Raw genomic sequence first — 22,139 nt, 5'->3', positions numbered from 1 at the left:
CTAGAATCTCCCTATGGCCGGAGACGACACACGGATGCTGCTGCTGGGGGCGGTGGCGCTGTTCGAGCCCGTCAACGGCTACCAGATCCGGCGCGAGCTGATGTCGTGGCAGGTCGACCAGTGGGCCAACATCAACCCGGGCTCGATCTACCACGCACTGACCTCGCTCGCCGACAAGGGCCATCTGACCAGGCACGATCTGGTGGACAACGGGCGTACGGTCGCGGTCTACGAGATCAGCGCCGGCGGCCGCGCGGAGCTGGAGCGTCTGATCACCCGGTCGCTGGAGGCCGTCGACGCCTACAACGGCCTCTCCTTCTACGCCGCCTTCTCGCTCGTCCCGCTGCTGGAGCGGCCGGCCGCGGTCCAGCACCTGAGCGTCCGGCTGAAGAACCTGGAGCGCACGATCAAGGAGCTCGACGCCGCGGCCCGGGTGAATGCGCGCATGGCGCCGCCCCACACCGTCAGCGGCCTGCACCTCCAGATCGACAAGCTCCGCTCGGAGCGGTCCTGGCTGGTCGAGGTGCTGGACGACGTACGCAGCGGCAAGCTGTTCTTCGCCGGCGACGCACCCGGGTGGACGCCTGCCGACGACGACCCGGGGTGGCAGATGGACGCCGACCGGAAGCGCTACCGGGAGATGCTGCGGGGCTGAGCCTCCACCCTCCCGGCGGAATCGGTTTGACAACCCGGGTTCAAGATTGAACACTCGCCCTATTCAAGTTTGAACATCTCGGTAAAATCGAGTGATAGTCATCGATGGTCCGTGCTTGTCTGGGACTTGCACGCACAAGGGAGTGACACATGATTCACGCACGCGGCCTGAGGCACACCTTCGCCTCCGGCCATGGCAAGCAGAAGAGAGAAGTCGTCGCGGTCGACGGAGTCGACCTCGACGTCGAAGAGGGCGAGGTGGTCGGCTTCCTGGGCCCGAACGGCGCCGGCAAGACCACCACGCTGCGCATCCTCACCACCCTCCTCAAGCCCACGGCGGGCACCGCCACGGTCGCGGGCTTCGACGTGGCCAGGCAGTCCGTCGAGGTCAGGCGGAGCATCGGCTACTGCTCCCAGGTCGGATCGACCTTCTCGGGGGCCTACGCAGGCGACGAGGTCGTCGACCACGGCATGCTCTACGGGATGTCCAAGAAGGACGCGGTCGCCCACGGGCAGGCGCTTTTCGAGAGGCTTCAGCTCGACGGGCTGTGGCGCCGCAAGCCCCGCAACATGTCCGGCGGGCAGAAGCGCCGCCTCGACATCGCGATGGCGCTGATCCATGCCCCGAGGCTGGTCTTCCTCGACGAGCCCACCACTGGCCTCGACCCGCAGGCGCGGGCCAACCTGTGGGACCACATCGCCTCGCTGCGTACGGACCACGGGGCGACGGTCTTCCTGACCACCCACTACCTCGACGAGGCCGACACCCTCGCTGACCGGGTCATGGTCATCGACCAGGGCCGCATCGTCGCCAACGACACCCCGGAGAACCTCAAGGCCGCCGTCTCCGGCGACCTCGTCTCCCTGGAGGTCGCCACCGACGAGCAGGTCGCGATCGCGCGCGACAAGCTCGGCTCGATCTCGGAGAACGTCGAGGTCGACGAGCGGCTGGTCAGCGGCCGGGTGCCGCGGGCCGGGAAGGCCGTCCCCGGCCTGCTGCGCGACCTGGAGTCCAACGGCGTCTCCCTGGAGTCGATCGAGGTCGCCCGCCCCACCCTGGACGACGTCTTCCTGACGCTGACCGGACGATCGCTGCGCGATGCCGACTCAGGCACACCCGAGGCCGACGAGGCCGAGCAGACCCAGGAGGCCCAGTGATGACCGAGTTCCAGCAGCCCGTCCTCAGGTCCGGCTTCTTCCGGGAGTCGATGGTCGTCTTCAACCGCCAGCTGCGGATGAACCTCCGCAACCCGGCCTGGGTGCTGATCGGCGTGATGCAGCCGATCCTCTACCTGCTGCTCTTCGGCCCGCTGCTCGAGCCGCTCATCGAGGAGCTCGGCGGCAACGCCTACAACTGGTTCGTCCCCGGCATGCTCGTCCAGCTCGGCATCTTCGGCGCGATGTTCGCCGGCTTCTCGCTGATCGGCGAGTGGCGCGAGGGCGTCATCGAGGCGGAGCGGGTCACCCCGGCGTCGCGGGGCGCGCTGCTGTTCGGGCGTCTCTACCGCGACCTGCTGCAGATCCTGGTGCAAGCGATCATCCTGGTCGCCCTTGGCCTGGTGATGGGCATGGACTTCAGGCCGGTCGGCATCCTCGTCGGGATCGCGATCACCGTGATGATCGGTGGTGCCGGAGCCGCCGCCTCCAACGCGTTCGCGCTGCTCGTGAAGAGCGAGGACGTGATGGCGCCGGTGACCAACATGCTGCTGATGCCGATCCTGCTGCTCTCGGGCATCTTCCTGCCGATGAGCTTCGGCGCGAGGTGGCTCGAGGCGCTGGCCGACGTGATCCCGACCAAGCACATCGTCGACGCGGTCCGTGCCTCGTTCTTCGGTGACCTCGGGATGGGCGACATCGGCTGGGGACTCGGCTGGACCGTCGCCCTGTTCGCACTCGCGGTCTGGTGGGGAATCTCCACCTTCCGCAAGGAGAACGCTTAGCAAAACACCGGGGCCGTTCTCAGTAGCGACTCAGCGAGGGGTGGCAAGGTAGGAGTGTGAACAGCCCTGCCACCCCTCGTGATGGGTCCAGCGACAGCCCCGGCGACAAGCCGCACGTGCTGGTCGTCGACGACGACAAGGCCGTGCGTGAGTCGCTGCGCCGGTCGTTGGAGTTCAACGGCTACGTCGTCGCCCTGGCCGGCGACGGCGCCGAGGCGCTGGCCGGGATCGCCAACCACGGTCCCGACGTGGTCGTGATGGACGTGATGATGCCCCGCCTCGACGGCATCGAGGCCACCAAGGCACTGCGGGCAGCCGGCAACGACGTACCGATCCTGGTGCTGACCGCCCGCGACGCCGTCGGCGACCGGGTCGACGGCCTGGACGCCGGGGCCGACGACTACCTCACCAAGCCGTTCGCGCTCGAGGAGCTGCTGGCCCGGCTGCGTGCACTGCTGCGCCGGGCGGCTCCGATCGGCGAGGACGACGAGGAGACGCTCACCTTTGCCGACCTGTCCATGAACACCACCACCCGCGAGGTCACCCGGGGCGAACGCGCCATCGAGCTCACCCGCACCGAGTTCACGCTCCTGGAGATGTTCCTGCGCCGACCCCGCCGCGTACTCGACCGGTCCTTCATCCTCGAAGAGGTATGGGGCTACGACTTCCCGACGACGGCCAACTCGCTCGAGGTCTACGTCGGCTACCTGCGGCGCAAGACCGAGGCCGAGGGTGAGGCCCGGCTGATCCACACCGTGCGCGGCATCGGCTACGTCCTGAAGGAGCCGTGAGCAGCGCCGTGACCACGCCGGCCACCAGCTCGCGCTACCGCGGCTCTCTGGCGGGCCGGGTCACCCTGCTGACGACCCTCGCGGTCGCCGGCTCGATCGCGCTGATCGCGGTCGGGCTCTACTTCGTCGTACGCATCCAGCTGCAGGCCAACATGGACGAGTCGCTGTTGAAGCGGGCCACCTCCGCCGCAGCCAACACCGCATCGATCCAGGACGCACGAACAGGCGCGGCCTTCCCTACCTGGGTGCTGAACGCAGGCGACATCCAGGTCGCCGAGGTCGACGACTCGCACAACTACTGGTCACCGACGCTCGGCACGTTCCCACGCCCCGGCGTGCCCGAGGAGGCGGTCGCCAAGCGCGAGGCCAAGCAGTCGGTCCGTACGGTCTCCACCAAGGTCGGCGTCTTCCGGGTCGTCACCGTCCCGATCCCCGAGAGCAACTCGGCTCTGATGCTGGCACAGTCGCTGGGGCCGCAGCAGGAGATGTACAAGCGACTCGGGCTCGTCGTGCTCTTCTTCGGCGCGGCCGGTGTCGTCGCCGCGGCGTTCGCCGGCTGGCTCGTGGCAGCGGGCGGGCTACGGCCGGTGCGGCGGCTGACCGCGTCGGTCGACCGGATCGCGACCACCGAGGACCTCACCCCGTTGCCGGTCGAGGGCGACGACGAGATCGCCCGGCTGGCCACCTCGTTCAACCGGATGCTGTCCGCCGTCTCCGCATCCCGGGACCGGCAGCGGCAGCTGGTGGCGGACGCCTCGCACGAGCTGCGTACGCCGCTGACCTCGCTCCGCACCAACGTCGAGCTCCTCACCCAGGCCGACGCCTCGATCTCCGGCGAGCAGCGGGCCGACCTGCTCGGCGACATCCGCGCCCAGATCGAGGAGCTCACCAACCTGATCGGCGATCTCGTCGAGCTGGCCCGCGATGCGCCGGCCGAGCCGACCCTGGAGACGGTGGACGTCTCCGACGTGGTGGACCGGGCGCTCTCCCGGGTGCGCCTGCGCGCGCCGTCGGTGACCTTCACCGAGGAGATGGAGCCGTGGTGGGTCCTGGGTGACGCCAGCTCGTTGGAGCGCGCGATCACCAACCTGCTCGACAACGCCGCCAAGTGGTCGCCCGAGTCCGGCACGGTGCACGTCTCGCTCCGCGATGGGGTGCTCAACGTCGACGACGAGGGTCCGGGCATCGCCGACGACGACATCCCCTACGTCTTCGACCGGTTCTACCGCTCCACCGAGGCCCGCTCGATGCCCGGCTCCGGGCTCGGCCTCGCCATCGTCCGGCAGGTCGCCGAGCGCACCGGCGGGTCGGTCTCCGCATCCCGCTCACCGCACGGTGGCGCACGGATGACCCTGCGCCTGCCCGGCTCGGCCTCACCCCGGCCGACCGAACCACCCACGGCTGTGTTGAACGATTGAGGGTCGAACCATTGAGATACGCCGTCCTGGCGCCCGCTCTGCTGGCGCTGCTCTCCCTCGCTGCCTGCGGAGCCGGGGAGCCCGCCGATCCGTCGGCGTCCGCCTCGGGGGATGCCGCCAAGAAGACGTTCAACCCCTGCGACGGGCTCGACATCACCCCCGTGGAGAAGGCCCTCGGCAGCCAGCTCCGCGTCGAGAAGGGCACCTCGGCGGCACCCCGCTGCGCGTTGCTTCCCGAGGAGTCCGGCGGGACGGCGTACGACCTGAACTACCTGCCCTTCGACGGCACCCTCGCGGATGCGTGGAAGACCATGGACGTGAAGGCCGGGGACGTCAGTGAGCCCGAGATCGAAGGCGCCGATGACGCCCGGCTGGTCAAGCAGCAGGGCACCAACTCGTACGCCGTCACCGGCTTCGTCCAGAACGGCACCCTGATCCAGAGCTTCAACTCCGTCGACCTGGATCCGTACGACGGTGACGCCATGGACCGCGCCGCCCAGGCCCTGCTCGAGCAGCTGAGCGCCAACGCGCCGTAGCCGAAGCGTCAACCCCGTCGACCGAGACGTCACGCATGGCCAGCTCGACCGACGTACGTGACGCTTCGGCCGTCCGGGGTGACGCCTCGGGCGACCTAGCCGACGCCTCGGGCGACGTACGTGACGCTTCGGCTAGTGCTTCTTCGTCTCGCGCCAGGAGCGCTCGAAGGGGAGGCGCCAGGCGTGCGGGGCGATCAGCTGGTGGATCGAGTTGGGGCCCCAGGAGCCGGGGGCGTAGAGCCGCACGGGCGGGGGGTTGTCGAGGAGCGGCTGGGAGATCTCCCAGAGCGTCTCGATGCCCTCGGCGGTGGTGAAGAGCGTGTGGTCGCCGCGCATGGCGTCGTGGATGAGGCGTTCGTACGCCTCGAGGACGCCGGTCGAGGAGCTCGTCTCCTGGGTGGCGAACTGCATGGAGAGCTTCTCCAGCTTCATGCCGGGCCCGGGGCGCTTGCCGTAGAACGACAGCGACATCTTCGACTGGTCGGCCAGGTCGAAGGTGAGGTGGTCGGGCCCCTGGGTGCCGGCGCCGGAGTTGGCCGGGAACATCGTCAGCGGCGGCTCCTTGAACGCGATCGAGATGATCCGCGCGCCCTCGGCCAGCTTCTTGCCGGTGCGCAGGAAGAACGGCACGCCCGCCCAGCGCCAGTTGTCGATGATCACCTTCATCGCGATGAAGGTCTCGGTGTCGGAGTCGTCGGCGACCTCGTTCTTGCCGCGGTAGCCGGAGTACTGACCCCGCACCACGTTGCGCGGGTCCAGCGGCCGGATCGACCGGAAGACCTTGTTCTTCTCCTCGCCGATCGGGTCGGGAGCCAGCGAGGTCGGCGGCTCCATCGCCATGAACGCCAGCACCTGCATCAGGTGGGTCACGACCATGTCGCGGTAGGCGCCGGTGCTCTCGTAGAACGCGGTGCGCCCCTCCAGGCCCAGCGTCTCGGGGATGTCGATCTGGACGTGGTCGATGAAGTTGCGGTTCCAGATCGGCTCGAAGAGACCGTTGGCGAAGCGGAAGGCCAGGATGTTCTGCGCGGCCTCCTTGCCGAGGAAGTGGTCGATCCGGAAGATCTGCTCCTCGGAGAAGACCTCGTGGATCTTCGCGTTGAGCTCCTTGGCCGACTCGAGGTCGGTGCCGAAGGGCTTCTCCATGATGATCCGAGCACGCTCGACGAGGTCGGCCTCCTCGAGCTGACGGATCACGTCCTGAGCGGCCTTGGGCGGCACGCTGAGGTAGTGGAGGCGGCGCACGTCGCTGCCGAGCCCCTGGAGCTTCTTCTCGGCGAGCTTCACCGCGTCGGCGAGGGCGTGCGGGCCCTCCTTGGTCGAGACGTAGGAGAGCATCCCGCCGAACGCCTCCCAGCGCTCGTCGGTGATGTCGCCCTTGCCGAACTCCTCGCACGCCTCGCGAGCGAACTCGATGAACTGCTCGTCGGACATGTCCTCGAGTGACGTGCCGACGATCTGGGCATCCGTCATCAGCCCGGCCTCGTTGAGTCTGAGCAGGCCAGGCAGGAGTTTGCGGCGCGCCAGATCACCCGTCGCACCGAAGAGCACGATCACATGTGGCAGGGCTTTGTCATCGATGGTGGCCATGATGAGTCCACGGTAGTCCCCGTTTTATGAACGATCCAATAGACAACGGCCGCCGTCTCAACGTGTCGCCGTCTTTTCACCTGTTTGATCATCTGCCGAGGGAAGCGCGCACCCGATCGGCCTTCAACCGCGCCTCCTCGGCCTCCTCGGCGACGTCGGATCTGACCGTGATCCCGCCGCCGGTGCCGATCTGCCAGGTGTGGGTGTCATGGGTGGTCAGCGTGCGGATGACGACACCCAGGTCGGCCGGTCCGTCGCCGGAGATCCAGCCGAACGCACCGGCGTACGCCGCCCTCGGGCCGCCCAGGTCACGCTCGGCACGCTCGATGACCTCCATCGTGCGCAGCTTGGGCGCACCGGTCATCGAGCCGGCCGGGAAGAGTCGGCGCAGCGCCTCGATCGTCGTGATCTCGTCGCTGAGCCGGCCCCTGACAGTGGTGACCAGCTGGTGCACGCTCTCGTAGGACTCCACCTGCATCAGCCCGGGCACCTCCACCGTCCCCGGCTCGCAGACCATCGCCAGGTCGTTGCGGAGCAGGTCGGTGATCATCAGGTTCTCGCTGCGGAGCTTCGGATCGGTGCGCAGCAGCTCCGCGCTGGCGGCGTCCTCCTCCGCCGTGGCGCCTCGTGGGGTCGTGCCCTTGATCGGCCTGGTCTCGATCGTGCGGTCCTCGTCGATGAGCGCATATCTCTCGGGGCTCGAGCTCAGCAACCACGCTCGATGGTTCGCGACGTCGTGCTGGAGGAATCCCGCGTACGGCGCGGGGTTGATGCTCCGGAGCCGCAGATAGGTCTCCACAGGGTCGGCGTCGGTGCGGACCGTGGTGCGGTAGGTCAGGTTCGCCTCGTACGTGTCCCCGGCCCGCAGTGCCTCCTGGACCTCGTCGAAGGCAGCGGCGTAGGCGGCATTTCGGGGTAGTCCGGTAGCGAACTGTCTATTACTGCCGGGTATATGGACAGTTCGCTCCCGGACTACCCCGCCGTGGTCGAACAGCCGCACGTGCGACGGCCGCATCCAGACGGCGTCCGGGATGTCCGCCGAGGGGGTCGCCGGGAGGTCCGCGCGGCAGGCGTAGCCGAGGTAGCCGAACCACTGCTCCCCGGGCCCGATCTCGCGCTCGAGAACCTGCCAGATGTCGTCGCCCACGACCTCCGAGCGGCCGCCGGCGTGGCGCAGCACTTCGCGGCGCGTGGCGGAGTAGGTCAGCGAGACGTCGTCGTCCTCCAGCCAACCGATCAGCGACCGGCTGCCCGACCACTCGCGCGCGCCGCCGCCGTCGAGCCAGACGCAGCGGGGGTGGGCGGCGGCGACCTCGGCGAAGAGCTCCTCGACGCTCATCGTGGTCCCGGTCGACCCAGGCTGTGCTGGTTCAAGAAGTTCGCGACCATCGCCGCCCCGTGCTGGGAGAGCACCGACTCGGGGTGGAACTGAACACCCTCGAGCGGCAGCTCACGATGACGTACGCCCATCACGACGCCGTCCTCGGACCGGGCCGTCACCTCCAGGACGTCGGGGACGGACACGGCCGCGAGGGAGTGGTAGCGGACCGCCTCGAGCGGTGAGGGGAGCCCCGCGAAGACGCCGCGCCCGTCGTGCGTCACCCGCGCCACCTCACCATGAGCGGGCTCGATCCGGTCGACGACGCCGCCGTAGGCGGTCACCAGCCCCTGCATGCCCAGGCAGACCCCGAGGACCGGGCGATCCGCCGCCAGAAGCACCTCTCGCCCGACCGCGAAGTCCTCCGGGTCGGCCGGGTGGCCGGGGCCGGGCGAGAGGACCACATGGGTGTAGCCGGCGAGGTCCCCGAGCTTCACCTCGTCGTGCTCGACCACGTCCGGAAGGACCCCGCTGACCTGCGCGATCATGTGGACGAGGCTCCACACGTAGGAGTCGTGGTGGTCGACCACGACGACTCTGGTCATGGGGCGAGCAGATCGCTGACGACGTCGTGGATGAGGTCGTAGCCGCGCTCGGTGAGGACCGACTCCGCGTGGAACTGGATGCCGGCGTAGTGCGGTCCGGAGATGGCGTGGATGTCACCCGTCTCGGGATCGGCGTCCACCGACACCCCCTCGGGCAGCTCCGTGGAGCCGACCCGTCCGACGAAGGTGTTGTAGAACCCGACCCGCTCGCGGCGCGGCCGTCCACCGAACCCGAGGCCGACCCGGGTCTGGGTGCCCTGGAAGACGATGTCCTTGTAGTGCAGCCCGATCCCGAGCTGATGGCACAGCGCCTGGTGGCCGAGGCAGACCGCCAGGAACGGCTGTCCGGTCTCGAAGAGCGAGGCGACAGCGGCCCGCAGCTTGGCCATCTTGGGGTCGGAGCCGTCGCGCGGGTCCCCCGGACCGGGTCCGACGATCACCAGATCCGCACCCTCGAAGGCACCCTCGGAGTAGTCCTCGTGCCGGATCACCGACGAGGTCATGCCGAGCACCCGCAGGACATGGCGCAGCATGCGTACGAAGTCGTCCTCGCCGTCCAGGATCACCGCGTGCTTGCCGGCGAGGTGGGCCGAGGGCTCCTCGTCGGCCTGGTCGGTGAGCCAGAACGACGACAGCCGGCGGTTGCGGGCGGCGAGGGTCAGCAGCAGGTCCTCGTCGTTGACCAGCTCGGAGACGTCCTGTGCCAAGGCAGGCGCGGCGGGCACCAGACCGAAGGCGGACAGGATGCCGCCGGCCTTGGCGTGCGTCTCGGCGACCTCGTAGTTCGGGTCGGAGTCGCGTACCAGGGTGGCGCCGGCGCTCACCTTCAGCCGGCCGTCGACGGAGACGTCCGCGGTGCGGATCACGATCGGCGAATCGACCGTCGGGGCGCCGGACTCGTCACGGCCGAGCAGCGCGAGCGCGGCTCCGTAGTAGCCACGGCCCTCCGGCTCGTACTTCTTGATCAGCCGGCACGCGTTCTCGACCGGCGAGCCGGTGACGGTGGCGGCGTACATCGTGTCGCGCAGGATCTCGCGCGGGTCGCGGGCCGAGCGGCCGGCGAGGAGGTATTCGGTGTGGATCAGCCGCGACATCGGCTTCAGGAACGGGCCGAGCACCTGGCCGCCCTGGTCGCAGATGTCGCACATCATCTTGAGCTCCTCGTCGACCACCATGAAGAGCTCGTAGACCTCCTTCTGATCCGTCAGGAAGTCGGTGAGCTGGCCCTTGAGGTCGTGGGCGATCTTCTCGGGCGAGCCCTCGAGGTCGCGCGGCAGCCGGAAGGTGCCGGAGATCGGGTTCATCCGGACGTCGCCGCCATGGACGCTCACGTGCCGCTCCGGCGAGGCGCCGATGAGGTAGCGGTCGCCGGTGAAGAAGCAGTAGGTCCAGTACGCCCCGCGCTCGCGCTCCAGTAGCCGACGCAGCACGGTGAGCGCGCGATCGTGGTTCCAGTCGTCGAGCTGGGCGCGGTAGTGGCGGCCGATCACGAAGTTGGCGCCCTCGCCCTGCCCGATCTCGTCCTCGATGACGGTCTTGACCAGGTCGGCGTAGGTGTCGTCGTCGACGTCGAACCCGCCGCGGTCGACGAACTCCACCGGCACGTCGGGAAGCGCCTCGATCACCTCGGCGACCGAGAACTCCCACTCGCGCTCCACGTCGACGACCACCAGCGGGGTGCCGTCGTCGTGGGCCTCGAAGCCGCGCTCGCTGACCTGCCGGAACGGCACCGCGAGCAGCCGGTCGGCGACCTTGCCGGGCTCCGGGGTGCCCTCCTCGAGAGGTACGTCGAGCAGCGACTCGACCACCGACCGCGTGCCGGCCAGCATGCCGACCGTGTCGCGGTCACCGGCCCGCGAGGAGCGCCGGATGATCGCCCACGCCTCGTGCCCCGTGATCTCCTCGATCGCGGTCTTGGCAGGGCTGTTGGTCGTCATGGGCATGAGCCTAATTGTCGCGCGCGTGGGAGACGCATTCGATTCGGATGGTGGGCCCCGTGCAACCCCGCGGTCCCCCTGATCCGTTGACAGTGCGTGAGACGTTCCCAAGACGCCGAGTTCGAGGCCTTCGTACGCCGCCACCGGGCGCCGCTCGTCGGCACCGCCCGACTGCTGACCGCCGGCGACGCCCACCTCGCCGAGGACCTGGTCCAGACGACCCTGGTCAAGGTCTACCTGGCCTGGGGGCGAGCATCCCAGCAGCCCGCTGCGTACGCCCGCCGCACCCTGGTCAACTGCCTGACCGACCACCGCAGACGCCCGTTCTTCCGGCGGGAGCACGGCGCGGACTCGCTGCCCGAGGCTCCGGTCGAGGATCCCGCGATGGTCGATCCCGAGCTGGTCGCCGCACTGGCCGAGCTGCCGCCCCGGCAGCGTGCCGCCGTCGTGCTCCGCCATGTCCACGACCTCTCGGTCGAGGAGGTCGCCGACGCGCTCAGCTGCTCGACCGGGACCGTGAAGTCCCAGACCGCACGCGGCCTGGACAAGCTCCGGGCCCTGCTCACCCCCACCCAACTGACAGGAGACTCCCGATGAACGACGTGATCGACCGGCTCGCCCGCCTGACCCCCTCCCCTGCCGCCCCGGCGGAGGATGCCTCGGCCGATCTGCGCCGCGGCCACCGGGCGCTCTCCCGCCGCCGGATCAAGCGCGCGGCTCTCGGCGGCGCCGCGCTCACCCTCGCGGTCGGCGGCGCCTTCGGCGGCATCGCGCTGACCTCCGGCGACGACGGCGCGCCGACGGTGCAGGCCGCCGACAACGTACGCCTCGTCGACTACCACGGGACCCAGATGCCCGGCTACACCGTGGCGAAGGTGCCCGAGGGGTTCGTGCTGCAGGGGTCCGACCAGTTCGTCCTCGCCGTCGCCCGCCCCGACGACACGTCCTCCATCAGCGACTTCCGGGACAAGATCGTGGTCACCCTCGAGTCGACCCCGTCAGACTCCGAAGGTGGCACCGACACCACCGTCAACGGCCAACCCGCCACCCTCGTCACCACCCCCGACGGCGCGACGATGCTCAAGTACGCCCACCGCGACCTCACCGTCGTCATCCAGATGTGGAACACCATCCACCTCACCGACGAGCAGCTCGTCGAGTTCGCCGAGGGCGTCGAGGTCACCACCGACGCCCAACCGTCCGTCGGCTGACCCTCACGCCGAGTCGGCGCATCTGTCCCAACAACGTGGGACAGTTGCGCCGACTCGAGCGCTTCGGATGGGACAGACGCGCCGGGTCGGCGATGACGGCTAGGCTCCGCCGGTGGCGGTCAACGATCTGAGCAATGAGGACTTCGAGCGGCTCTATGGGCGCTGGGCCTCGCACACGCCGGTCGATGTGGCCGCACTGTTCGCGGGTTATCCCGGCGCCTGGTGGATCGCCGGCGGCTGGGCGATCGAAGCCTTCACCGGCGTACGTCGCGAGCACGAGGACATCGACGTCGGCGTGCTCCGCAGCGAGCTCGCCGTGCTGCGCACACATCTGGCCGGGCGCCTCGACGTCTGGGCGGCCGGCACCGGGGCGCTGCGTCCGCTGCTCCCCGACGACGATCCCGACGGCGCCGCGGACGATGTCCTCTGGGAGACCGAGGGTCAGGTCTGGACCCGGCGGAGCGCTCAGGATCCGTGGGAGTACGACCTGCTGCTCAACCCGGGCACGGCCGCAGAGTGGGTCTACCGGCGGGACGGGTCGATCCGGATGCCGATGTCCGAGGCGGTCTGGGAGCACGACGGGATCCGTTGTCTCCAGCCCGAGATCCAGCTCCTCTACAAGGCCCCAGGGCTGCGCACGAAGGACCAGCTCGACTTCGACAACACCCTGCCGTTGCTCGACGACCGCCGGCGCCGCTGGCTACGGCGCGCGCTCGAGCAGACCGTGCCCGACCACCCCTGGATCGCGGCCCTCTAGTTCCCCCACCATCGCCGAGTCAGGAGACGGTGGTCAGCAGCTGGGTGGCGCGGGTGAGGACGACGTAGAGGGTGGCGCGGCCGGTGGCCGACTCGCGCTCGATCTCGTCGGGGCTGACCACGACGATGCCGTCGAACTCGAGGCCCTTGGTGTCCAGGCCGGTGAGGACGACGATGCGGTCCTCGCCGGAGGGCACCGAGGTCGGGTCGGCGGCAGATGCGGCAGCTGAAGGAGCGTCGGCCGCGAACTCGTACCACGACGCCAGCCACGAGTTGACCTCGGAGCGGCGCGCGACCGGGACCACGATGCCGACGGTGCCGCCGACCTGGGCCGCGATCTCGGCGACCGCCTCCCGGGTGGCCTTCTCCAGGTCGACCGCGTGCTCGACGACCTTCGGCTCGATGCCGGTGGAGCGGACCGCGGTGGGCAGGTCGGCGTTGAGCCCGACCCTCTCGGCGTAGGCGGCGGCGAAGGCGTAGATCTCGGCCGAGTTGCGGTAGTTCGTGGACAGGTGGAACGCGTGGACCGGCTTGCCCTCGAGCGCCTTGGCCCGGGCCGCCTCGGCCTCCTCCGCCACCGGCCACGAGGACTGGGCGGGGTCGCCGACGATGGTCCAGGAGGCCGTACGTCCCCGGCGACCGACCATCCGCCACTGCATCGGGGTGAGGTCCTGGGCCTCGTCGATGAGGATGTGGGCGAACGGGTCGTCGTCGATGCGGTAGGTCGGCGGACGCCAGCCCCGGCCCGAGGCGAACTCGCGGTCGGAGGCGGTCATCAGCTCGGCGATGTCGATGCCGCTCTGGTCGGCGTCACGCTCGTCGGCCGCCTGCTCGGGGATGTCGCCGATCGCGTAGCGGAGCTCGTCGAGCAGCGGGATGTCCTCGATGGCCAGGTCGGCATCGGTCAGGCCGCGGCCGGCCCACGACTTGAGGAGCAGCTGCTGCTCGTCGTGGGTCAGGACGCCCTCGGAGACGCGGGCGAGGAACTCCGGCTCGCGGAGCCAGCCGAGCACCTCGCGCGCCTCCAGCGCCGGCCACCACGCGGCGGCGAACTCCAGGAAGGCGGGGTTGTCGAGCATCTCGTCGTTGAAGACCTCGCGACCCCGCTCGCGGCCGCGCTCGCCGCGTACCTGCCGCCAGAGGATGTCGAGAAGCATCTGGGGTACGCGGCGCAGCTGCTGGTTGCGCCGGCCCTGGCTCATCAGCTGTCGCCGCAGCTCACCGAGCCGCTTGCCGTCCAGCCGCAGCGAGTCGTCGCGGTAGAAGACCTTGAACTCGCGCGGGGAGCCCGGCGCCTGCTGGCGCGAGGCACGGCGCAGCACCTCGGCCATCCGGGCCGAGCCCTTCACGTCGGCGACGGCGGAGTCGTTGTGCCACGTCGCGCGTACGCCGTCCACGACCTCACCCAGCGACCGCAGCGCCACCGCGGTCTCACCGAGGCTCGGGAGGACGCGCTCGATGTAGCGCATGAAGACGCCCGACGGGCCCACGATGAGCACGCCACCGGACTCGTAGCGGCGGCGCTCGGTGTAGAGCAGGTAGGCGGCGCGGTGCAGAGCCACCACGGTCTTGCCGACGCCCGGGCCGCCGGAGATGGTCGTGACGCCCTTGCCCGGCGCACGGATGGCCTTGTCCTGCTCGGCCTGGATGGTGGCGACGATGGAGTGCATCGTGCGGTCGCGGGCACGGCTGAGCTGGGCGATCAGCGCGCCCTCGCCGACGATCGGCAGGTCGGCCCCGGAGCGCTCGAGCGCCTCGGCATCGAGCAGCTCGTCCTCGACACCGATGACGCTCTGCCCCTCGGAGCGGAGCACCCGGCGCCGGATCACCGACCTCGGCTCGACCGCGGTGGCCTGGTAGAACACCGCTGCCGCGGGCGCCCGCCAGTCGATGAGCAGCGAGTCACGCTCGGCGTCGCGCAGACCGATGCGGCCGACGTAGCGCGGCTCGGGGTCGACCGACGGGTCGAGGTCGAGGCGGCCGAAGACCAGCCCCTCGTGGGCGGCATCGAGCTGTGCGATGCGTCGCGCCGCCTGGAAGGCGAACGCGTCGCGCTCGACCAGACCGCCTTCGTGCCCCAGGGCCCCACGTTCGCGGCCCTCGTTGGCCAGCTCCTGCGCAGCGCGCGCCGACTCCCCCAGCTGGAGGTAGACACGATCTACGAACCCCTGCTCCTGAGCGATCTCGCGCTCAGCCAGCTTGTCGTTCAACTGGATGTTCCCCCGTCACAAAGATCCACACCCGCCGTGCGCCCCCCATGGCGCACGGCAAGGAGGTAACTCTACCCCCGACGTGGTGTTATGCGGGCACGGGTGCCATCAGTCGACTACCGCTTCCGCGTCAGGAAGGCGGTCATCGCCTCGCGGGCCTCGTCGGAGCCGAAGAGGCGGGCGGAGAGGGCGGCCATCTCCTCGCCGCCGGCGTCGATGTGCTCGACGAGGCCGCGGACCATGAGGCGCTTGGTCTCGCGCAGGCCCTGGGGGGATCCCTCGAGGAGCGAGGAGGTGATGGCGGCGACCTCGGCGTCGAGGGAGTCCGCGGGGACGGCGGCGGTCAGGATGCCGATGCGGGCCGCCTCGGCGGCGTCGAACTTGTCGCCGGTGAGGAAGTAGCGGGAGGCGGCGCGGGAGTCGATCCGGGGCAGGATCGAGAGGGAGATCGCGGCGGGGGCGAGGCCCAGCCGGACCTCGGTGAGGGCGAAGGAGACGGTGTCGGCGGCGATCGCGATGTCGGCGGCAGCGACGAGCCCGAGGCCGCCGGCGCGCACGGGGCCCTGGACCTTCGCCACGACGGGCTTGGTCAGGGCGACGATGGTGCGCTGGAGACGTACGATCCCGCGGGTGCCCTCCTCCATCGGCACCGTCGCAGCCTCGGACAGGTCCGCACCGGAGCAGAAGACGGTGCCCGTGGCCTGGAGCACGACCGCCTTGACCGAGGTGTCCTTGTCGGACGCGTGCAAGGCCTCGAACAGCTCGGTGACCAGCTGGCGGGAGAGCGCGTTGCGGTTGGCCGGCGAGTCGAGGGTGATGGTGGCGACACCGTCGGCGACGTCGAGGTGAACGAGCTCGGTGGTGGTTTCGGGCGACTCAGTCATGGGGCAGACCCTACGGTGCTTGACTGGACGTGTGGACCCGGTCCTCCATGCATTTTCCGCCATCCCTCGGGAGGGCTTCCTGCCACCCGAGGAGCGGGACTTCGCGGGCTTCGACGAGCCGCTTCCCATCGGCCACGGGCAGACCAACTCACAGCCGCGAACCGTGGCCGACATGCTCCGGCTCCTCCAGGTCGCACCGGGCGACACGGTGCTCGACGTCGGCTCCGGGTCGGGCTGGACCACCGCGCTGCTCGCCCACCTGACCGGTCCCGAGGGCAGCGTCATCGGGGTCGAGCTGGAGCCGACCCTGGTCAGGTTCGGCCGCCGGAACCTGGCCGCGACCGGCCAGCCGTGGGCTCGCATCGAGAAGGCGAAGAGCGGGGTCCTCGGCTGGCCGCAGCAGGCTGCGTACGATCGCATCCTCGTCTCCGCCGAGGCCGATGCGCTGCCGAACGAGCTGCTGGACCAGCTCGCCGCGCCCGGTCGGATGGTGGTCCCGGTCGCCGGCCTGATGATGCTGGTCGAACGCAACGCGACCGGCACAGCGCGGCTCAGCAGCCACGGCTGGTATCGCTTCGTGCCGCTGCGCAAGACCTAGGGCGTACGCCGCTTCGGCTCGTCCTCGTCCGGGTGCGGCAGCGCGCGCAGCTGGCCCGGCGGCACCGGGGGCGGCGGCTTGGTCGGCGGCATCGGCCGGCTGAACTCGTCGCGGCGCCGGATCCGCCGCGCGGTCTTGCGGAGCCAGGAGGGGTCCATGACGATCTCGTGGCTGTTGCCGTCCCGGCCCTCGAAGGTGACCGCGACGGTCTCGAAGCCCTTGTGGCGCTGCATCAGGGCGTAGCTCGCGTAGGCGCGGCGGTCGGCCTCGGTCAGGTCGACCTCGTCGGTGAAGAGGGTGAGCAGCGCGCGCGGCCACAGGTGGCGCGAGTAGACGACGTTGACCTCGATCGAGATCACGATCATCAGCGCGGCGATGTAGAGGAAGGCGACCAGACCGAGGACCAGCGCGAAGGTCTGGTTCATGCCGCGGGTGGCGGCGAGCACGTGCTGGACGAACTCCGCACCGAAGTACTGCAGCACCTGCCACAGCAGCGCGAACGTGAACGCCCCCGGGAGGGCGTGGCCGAGCGCGTGGTCGCGCGTGGTCGCCATCCGGAAGACGACGCAGAGCATCCCGGTGACGATCACGACGGTGCCGAGGATGACCAGCCAGTAGCCGACGTCGACCGCCTTGAACCCGAGGAAGTCGGTGCGGCTCAGCACCAGCGACAACGCGGTCACCGAGAGGATGGCCAGACCGCCGGCGGCGAGCATGAGCAGCGCCCGCACCCTCAGCAGGATCGGGTTGGGACGGCTGTTGCGCGGCACGGACCAGGCGGTGTTGACCGCGTTCTGCAACGAGAGGCCTAGGCCGAGGGCACCGTAGAGGGCCGTGAGACCACCGATGATGATCGCGCCGGTCGACCCGGTGAGCTCCTTGCGGCCGAGCTGGTCGCCGATGATCGGGAACTGCGCCAGCGCCGTGTCGAGCACCGCCTCCTGCAGGCTCGGGTTGCCCTCCAGCACGAAACCGAGGATCGAGGAGGCGAGCAGCAGGAGCGGGAAGACCGCCACGAAGGCGTAGTAGGTGATGATCGCGGCGAGGTTGTTGCCCTGGTCGTCCCAGAACTTGTAGAGGACAGCCAGCGGGAACGCGACCGGCGGGAACCGGCGCTGAGCCCGATCCATTGCCGTCGCCGCTCCAGCCATAAGGGTCAGGCTAACCCCTGTGCGACCCGATAGATTGAACGTCGGCCAGGTCAGCAGGCCATCACACTCGAGGAGATGACCCACCAGATGTCGAACTTCGGCCCGCCGCCCGGGCCGCCGCCAGGCGCACCGCAGGACCCCGCTCGTGGACCGCAGCCGCAGGCCCCGCCCTGGGCACAGCAGGCGTACGTCCCCTCCGGCCCGCCGCTGGCGACCTGGGGCCGGCGGGTCAGCGGTGCGCTGATCGACGCGGCCCTGCTGGTGCCGTTCTACCTGGTCGCCGGCGTGGGCGGTGGGTTGTCGCAGGAGTCCGGCTTCTTCGTCACCGTCTTCGGCCTCCTGGTCACCGCGGTCGGCTGGTTCGGGTTCATCGGCTTCGCCGTCTGGAACCACGTCCTCAAGCAGGGCCGCACCGGCTACACCATCGGCAAGGGCGTCATCGGGATCAAGCTGGTCCGCAAGGAGCCGCAGGCCACGATCGGCGCCCCGACGGCGCTGGTACGTCAGCTGCTCCACATCCTCGACGCGTTCTGCCTGATCGGCTACCTGTGGCCGCTGTGGGACGACAAGCGGCAGACCTTCGCCGACAAGATCGTCGGCACGCTGGTCGTCGTGGAGCCGCGGTCCCAGACGTGATGCGTGGCGTGTGCGCTGACATTTACGTTGCGATGTGGCCATACTCGGCGCATGTCTAACTACGGCCCGCCCCCTGGCGCCCCGCAGGACCCCTCCGGCCAGCCTCTGCCGCCGACCCCGCCGCCGGCACCGGCCTACGGTCAGCCCAGCGCTCCGCCGCCTCCGCCGGCGCCGGGCTACGGCGCCGCCCCCGCCGCGCCCACCGGCTACGGTGCGGCCCCGGCCGGCTACGGCTACGGCGCCCCGACCCCGCCGTACGCCTCCTGGGGTGCTCGTGCGGGCGCGTTCATCATCGACGGGCTCGTCGGTGCGGTGGCCATGATCCCGTTCTGGATCGGCTACGGCCTGCTCATCGGCGGAGCCGCCGCGGGCGGGACCTCGGAGTACGACCCGAACACCGGCATGTACACGCCGGGCGGCGAACCCAACGGGGCGCTCATGGCCATCGGCGGGCTGCTCATGTTCATCGGCTTCCTCGTGAGCCTCGCCTTCCTGTTCTGGAACTACGGCCTGAAGCAGGGCAAGACCGGCTACACGATCGGCAAGGGTGTCCTCGGCATCAAGGTCGTCAAGGAGGCCGACGGCCAGGTCCTCGGCACCTGGTTCTCGATCGGGCGCTTCTTCGTCCACTACCTCGACCAGCTCGCCTGCTACATCGGCTACCTGTGGCCGCTGTGGGACGACAAGCGGCAGACCTTCGCCGACAAGATCCTCAGCACGATCGTCATCGTCGAGCCGAAGCGGTAGACACAGACGTACGGCACAGGGCCGGTCGCTCGCGCGACCGGCCCTGTCTCTGTTCTCGTGCGCGGGATCAGTAGGACTTCGGGAGTCCCAGCGTGTGCATGGCGATGTAGTTGAGGATCATCTCCCGGCTGACCGGGGCGATCCGGCCCAGTCGGGCGGCGACGAGCTGGTTGGCCAGGCCGTACTCCACCGTCAGGCCGTTGCCGCCGTGGGTGTGGACCGCGGCATCGGTGGCGTTGCAGGCGACCTCGCCGGCGGCGTACTTGGCCATGTTGGCGTACTCCCCGGCGCCGGCGTCGTCACCGGCGTCGTAGAGCGCGGCGGCCTTCTGCCACAGCAGGCGGGCCTGCTCGAGCTCGATCTTGACCTTCGCCAGCGGGTGCGCGATGCCCTGGTGGGAGCCGATCGGGGCGTCCTTCCAGACCGAGCGGCTGGCGGCGTACTCGACCGCCTTGCCCAGCGCGTAGCGGGCCATCCCGCAGGAGAGCGCGGCACCCATGATCCGCTCCGGGTTGAGGCCGGCGAAGAGCTGCCAGATGCCGCCGTCCTCGTCGCCGACGAGGGCTTCGGCGGGGAGGCGTACGTCGTCGATGAAGAGGGTGAACTGCTTCTCCGGCGCCTCCCAGGCCATCGGGATGACCTGCTTGGTGAAGCCCTCGGAGTCGGTCGGCACCACGAAGAGAGCGGGCTTGAGCTTGCCCGTCTTGGCGTCCTCGGTGCGGGCCACGATGAGGACCGAGTCGGCCTCGTCGACGCCGGAGATGAAGGTCTTCTGGCCGTTCAGGACCCACTCGTCGCCGTCACGCTTGGCGGTGGTGGTGATCTTGTGGGAGTTCGAGCCGGCGTCGGCCTCGGTGATGCCGAAGGCCATCAGGAGGCTCCCGTCGGCGATGGCAGGCAGCCAGCGCTTCTTCTGCTCCTCGGTGCCGCAGCGCCCGATGATCGAGCCGCAGATCGCGGGGCTGACGACCATCATCAGCAGCGGGGCACCGGCGGTCGCGGCCTCCTCGAGCACGGCGGCCAGGTCGCTCATGCCACCGCCACCACCGCCGTACTCCTCGGCGATGTTGACGCCGAGGAACCCGTTGCGGCCCATCTCGAGCCACATCTCGGTCATCTTGCCGCCCTCACGGGCCTGCTTGGCGACGAAGTCGTGGCCGTACTTCCCGGCCAGCTTCGCCACCGCCTCGCGCAGCGCGATCCGCTCCTCGGGCTCACCGAATGGGTTGGGCACAGTGGCGGTGGTCATGCTGTCTCCTCCTCGACGACGGCCAGCACCTCGCCGGCGGCGACCTGGGTTCCTGGTTTCACGTGGATCTGGGTGAGTACGCCGTCGGCGGGCGCGGTCACCGTGTGCTGCATCTTCATCGCCTCCAGGACCAGCAGCGGCTGGCCCTCGGTGACGCTGCTGCCGGACTCGGCGAGCACGCTGACGACCGATCCCGGCATCGGCGCCAGCAGGCTTCCGGGCTGGGTCTGGGTCGCCGGATCGGTGAACCTCGGGCGCCTCCGCAGCGCGGTGTGGCCGAACGAGGAGTCGACGTCGATCCGGTCGCTGTCCACCGCGATCGCGTACGTCGTGCGCAGGCCGTCCTTTTCGAGCACAACCCGGTCCTGACCTGCGTCGATGACCTCGAATCCGTCGATGCGGTAGCCGTCGCGCGTGCCGTACCACTCGACGACGCGGCCGTCGTCCGAGCCGTCCTCGAAGACGGTCCGCTGCGGCTGGTTGGTGACGTTGCGCCAGGCGACCGGGATCCCGGGGCGGCGGGTCCGCTCGGCCAGGGCGATCGCGGCGGCGACCGGGGCACCGGTGTCGTCGGCCGTTGAAAGAAAAGTTTCTTTCGTGAGCAGGGCCGTCGTGACCTCGCCGCTTCGGAACGAATCCGAGCCGAGGATCCCGAGCAGCTGCTCCCGGTTGGTCACCAGGCCGTGGATCTTGGCCGTACGCAGCACCGAGACCAGCCGCCGGATCGCCGCGTCGCGCGTGGGCGCGTGCACGATCACCTTCGCCAGCATCGCGTCGTAGAAGGTGCTGACCTCCGAGCCCGAGGTGTAGCCGGCATCGACCCGGGCGTCGCCCGGGAACTCCAGCCTGGTCAGGACTCCGGACTGCGGCTGATAGTCCGCCGACGGGTCCTCGGCGTAGAGCCGCACCTCGATCGCATGCCCGTCGACCCCGCTGGTCGAGCCGCCGGAGCCGCTAGGCGGAGGCGTGTCGAGACCAACACCTTCCGCGACAGCGATCTGCAGCTCGACCAGGTCGACCCCGTGCACCAGCTCGGTGACCGGATGCTCGACCTGGAGCCGGGTGTTCATCTCCAGGAACCAGAACCGCTCGGAGGCCGCGTCGTAGAGGAACTCGACGGTGCCCGCCCCGCGGTAGTCGATCGCCGCGGCGGCGTTGCGGGCCGCCTCGTGGAGCGCCTCACGGACGGGTTCAGGCAGCAGCGGGGCCGGTGACTCCTCGACGACCTTCTGGTGGCGGCGCTGCACCGAGCAGTCGCGCTCACCGAAGACCGCGACGTTGCCGGCGCCGTCACCGACGACCTGGACCTCGACGTGGCGGCCGGCCTCGACGTACGGCTCGACGAAGACGGTCCCGTCCCCGAAGGCGGACGCGGCCTCGGCCTCGGCTTTGGCGATCTCGGCACCGAGAGCGTCGAGAGAGCGGACGATCCGCATCCCGCGCCCACCACCGCCGGCGGAGGCCTTGACCAGCAGCGGCAGGTCGGCCTCGACCGGCGAGGCCGGAGCCTCCAGGACCGGGACGCCGGCAGCGGCCATGATCTTCTTGGCCTCGATCTTGGAGCCCATCTGCTCGATCGACTCGGGCCTCGGCCCGATCCAGACCAGACCGGCGGCCTCGACGGCGCGGGCGAAGTCGGCGTTCTCCGACAGGAACCCGTAGCCCGGGTGGATGGCGTCGGCACCGGCGACCTTGGCCGCCTCGATGACGAGGTCGGCGCGGAGATAGGTGTCCGTGGGGGCGTTGCCGGGCAGGCGTACGGCATGGTCCGCCTCGGCCACGAACGGCAGGTCCGCGTCGGCGTCGGAGTGCACCGCGACGGTCTCGATGCCGAGCTTGCGGGCGGTGCGGAAGACGCGCGAGGCGATCTCGGCGCGGTTGGCGACCAGAATTCGGTTGATCATGGCA

General features: G+C 69.8%; 21 protein-coding genes. 12 read left to right on the top strand and 9 right to left on the bottom strand.

The window, feature by feature from the left end; all coding sequences use genetic code 11:
* The first annotated feature begins 13 nt into the window (after window positions 1-13).
* The 6 genes from ACZ6WN_RS02190 (at window position 14) to ACZ6WN_RS02165 (ending at window position 5,339) form a co-directional block, all read left to right on the top strand.
* Window positions 14-655 (top strand): PadR family transcriptional regulator, encoded by a 642-nt coding sequence (locus ACZ6WN_RS02190; protein WP_465862412.1) that lies wholly within the window; start codon window positions 14-16, stop codon window positions 653-655.
* A 149-nt stretch (window positions 656-804) separates the two neighbouring features.
* Window positions 805-1,812: an ATP-binding cassette domain-containing protein gene (locus ACZ6WN_RS02185; RefSeq protein ID WP_465862411.1), complete on the top strand. Its 1,008-nt coding sequence runs from the start codon at window positions 805-807 to the stop codon at window positions 1,810-1,812.
* Complete coding sequence (locus tag ACZ6WN_RS02180) at window positions 1,812-2,594, top strand: ABC transporter permease (RefSeq protein WP_465862410.1); 783 nt, start codon at window positions 1,812-1,814, stop codon at window positions 2,592-2,594. Before ACZ6WN_RS02185 ends, ACZ6WN_RS02180 begins: the two co-directional genes overlap by 1 nt.
* Before the next feature lie 56 nt (window positions 2,595-2,650).
* Window positions 2,651-3,385, top strand: coding sequence for a response regulator transcription factor (locus ACZ6WN_RS02175; RefSeq protein ID WP_465862408.1), 735 nt, complete (start codon window positions 2,651-2,653; stop codon window positions 3,383-3,385).
* A complete protein-coding gene (locus ACZ6WN_RS02170; protein ID WP_465862406.1) occupies window positions 3,382-4,803 on the top strand; it encodes a sensor histidine kinase in 1,422 nt (473 codons plus the stop codon). Before ACZ6WN_RS02175 ends, ACZ6WN_RS02170 begins: the two co-directional genes overlap by 4 nt.
* Before the next feature lie 11 nt (window positions 4,804-4,814).
* On the top strand, window positions 4,815-5,339 hold the full coding sequence (locus ACZ6WN_RS02165; RefSeq protein ID WP_465862404.1) for a hypothetical protein: 525 nt from the start codon (window positions 4,815-4,817) through the stop codon (window positions 5,337-5,339).
* A 132-nt stretch (window positions 5,340-5,471) separates the two neighbouring features.
* Here the strand turns inward: ACZ6WN_RS02165 and zwf are convergent, their stop codons facing one another.
* The 4 genes from zwf to ACZ6WN_RS02145 all read right to left on the bottom strand — a co-directional run bounded on the left by zwf (window position 5,472) and on the right by ACZ6WN_RS02145 (window position 10,789).
* A complete protein-coding gene (zwf, locus tag ACZ6WN_RS02160) occupies window positions 5,472-6,929 on the bottom strand; it encodes a glucose-6-phosphate dehydrogenase (protein ID WP_465862403.1) in 1,458 nt (485 codons plus the stop codon).
* An 88-nt stretch (window positions 6,930-7,017) separates the two neighbouring features.
* The gene (locus ACZ6WN_RS02155; RefSeq protein WP_465862402.1) at window positions 7,018-8,268 is read right to left on the bottom strand and encodes an anthranilate synthase component I family protein; all 1,251 of its coding nucleotides are present in this window, start codon (window positions 8,266-8,268) and stop codon (window positions 7,018-7,020) included.
* Window positions 8,265-8,852 carry an anthranilate synthase component II gene (locus ACZ6WN_RS02150; RefSeq protein WP_465862401.1) on the bottom strand — a complete coding sequence of 196 codons (588 nt, stop codon included), beginning with the start codon at window positions 8,850-8,852 and terminating at the stop codon, window positions 8,265-8,267. The genes ACZ6WN_RS02155 and ACZ6WN_RS02150 overlap by 4 nt, the downstream gene beginning before the upstream one ends.
* Window positions 8,849-10,789, bottom strand: coding sequence for an anthranilate synthase family protein (locus tag ACZ6WN_RS02145; RefSeq protein WP_465862399.1), 1,941 nt, complete (start codon window positions 10,787-10,789; stop codon window positions 8,849-8,851). Before ACZ6WN_RS02145 ends, ACZ6WN_RS02150 begins: the two co-directional genes overlap by 4 nt.
* A 96-nt stretch (window positions 10,790-10,885) precedes the next feature.
* Between ACZ6WN_RS02145 and ACZ6WN_RS02140 the strand changes: the two genes are divergently transcribed.
* The 3 genes from ACZ6WN_RS02140 (at window position 10,886) to ACZ6WN_RS02130 (ending at window position 12,757) form a co-directional block, all read left to right on the top strand.
* Entirely contained in the window at window positions 10,886-11,386 is a 501-nt protein-coding gene (locus ACZ6WN_RS02140) for a SigE family RNA polymerase sigma factor (RefSeq protein ID WP_465862397.1), read from the top strand.
* Window positions 11,383-12,000 (top strand): hypothetical protein, encoded by a 618-nt coding sequence (locus tag ACZ6WN_RS02135; protein ID WP_465862396.1) that lies wholly within the window; start codon window positions 11,383-11,385, stop codon window positions 11,998-12,000. The genes ACZ6WN_RS02140 and ACZ6WN_RS02135 overlap by 4 nt, the downstream gene beginning before the upstream one ends.
* Window positions 12,001-12,112: 112 nt before the next feature.
* The gene (locus ACZ6WN_RS02130) at window positions 12,113-12,757 is read left to right on the top strand and encodes a nucleotidyltransferase domain-containing protein (RefSeq protein WP_465862394.1); all 645 of its coding nucleotides are present in this window, start codon (window positions 12,113-12,115) and stop codon (window positions 12,755-12,757) included.
* 19 nt (window positions 12,758-12,776) lie between these two features.
* Here the strand turns inward: ACZ6WN_RS02130 and ACZ6WN_RS02125 are convergent, their stop codons facing one another.
* Together ACZ6WN_RS02125 and ACZ6WN_RS02120 are read right to left on the bottom strand one after the other, a co-directional pair.
* A complete protein-coding gene (locus ACZ6WN_RS02125; protein ID WP_465862393.1) occupies window positions 12,777-14,966 on the bottom strand; it encodes a HelD family protein in 2,190 nt (729 codons plus the stop codon).
* Between the two features lie 116 nt (window positions 14,967-15,082).
* A complete protein-coding gene (locus ACZ6WN_RS02120) occupies window positions 15,083-15,850 on the bottom strand; it encodes an enoyl-CoA hydratase family protein (protein ID WP_465862392.1) in 768 nt (255 codons plus the stop codon).
* A gap of 19 nt (window positions 15,851-15,869) precedes the next feature.
* Here ACZ6WN_RS02120 and ACZ6WN_RS02115 point away from each other — a divergent pair, with 19 nt between their 5' ends.
* Complete coding sequence (locus tag ACZ6WN_RS02115) at window positions 15,870-16,448, top strand: protein-L-isoaspartate O-methyltransferase family protein (RefSeq protein WP_465862390.1); 579 nt, start codon at window positions 15,870-15,872, stop codon at window positions 16,446-16,448.
* On the opposite strand, the gene ACZ6WN_RS02110 is transcribed toward ACZ6WN_RS02115, so the two are convergent.
* The gene (locus tag ACZ6WN_RS02110) at window positions 16,445-17,578 is read right to left on the bottom strand and encodes a YihY/virulence factor BrkB family protein (protein WP_465862389.1); all 1,134 of its coding nucleotides are present in this window, start codon (window positions 17,576-17,578) and stop codon (window positions 16,445-16,447) included. The two genes, ACZ6WN_RS02115 and ACZ6WN_RS02110, sit on opposite strands and share 4 nt — an antisense overlap.
* Window positions 17,579-17,674: 96 nt before the next feature.
* Between ACZ6WN_RS02110 and ACZ6WN_RS02105 the strand changes: the two genes are divergently transcribed.
* Together ACZ6WN_RS02105 and ACZ6WN_RS02100 are read left to right on the top strand one after the other, a co-directional pair.
* Window positions 17,675-18,235 (top strand): RDD family protein, encoded by a 561-nt coding sequence (locus tag ACZ6WN_RS02105; protein ID WP_465862388.1) that lies wholly within the window; start codon window positions 17,675-17,677, stop codon window positions 18,233-18,235.
* Between the two features lie 51 nt (window positions 18,236-18,286).
* Window positions 18,287-18,982 carry an RDD family protein gene (locus ACZ6WN_RS02100; RefSeq protein WP_465862386.1) on the top strand — a complete coding sequence of 232 codons (696 nt, stop codon included), beginning with the start codon at window positions 18,287-18,289 and terminating at the stop codon, window positions 18,980-18,982.
* Between the two features lie 67 nt (window positions 18,983-19,049).
* Here the strand turns inward: ACZ6WN_RS02100 and ACZ6WN_RS02095 are convergent, their stop codons facing one another.
* Both ACZ6WN_RS02095 and ACZ6WN_RS02090 read right to left on the bottom strand, forming a co-directional pair.
* Window positions 19,050-20,231, bottom strand: coding sequence for an acyl-CoA dehydrogenase family protein (locus ACZ6WN_RS02095; protein WP_465862384.1), 1,182 nt, complete (start codon window positions 20,229-20,231; stop codon window positions 19,050-19,052).
* The gene (locus tag ACZ6WN_RS02090; RefSeq protein ID WP_465862383.1) at window positions 20,228-22,135 is read right to left on the bottom strand and encodes an acetyl/propionyl/methylcrotonyl-CoA carboxylase subunit alpha; all 1,908 of its coding nucleotides are present in this window, start codon (window positions 22,133-22,135) and stop codon (window positions 20,228-20,230) included. The genes ACZ6WN_RS02095 and ACZ6WN_RS02090 overlap by 4 nt, the downstream gene beginning before the upstream one ends.
* Window positions 22,136-22,139 lie beyond the last annotated feature (4 nt).

This window comes from Nocardioides sp. NPDC054178 (assembly GCF_055585005.1).
This window is presented reverse-complemented; position numbering and strand designations above follow the sequence as displayed.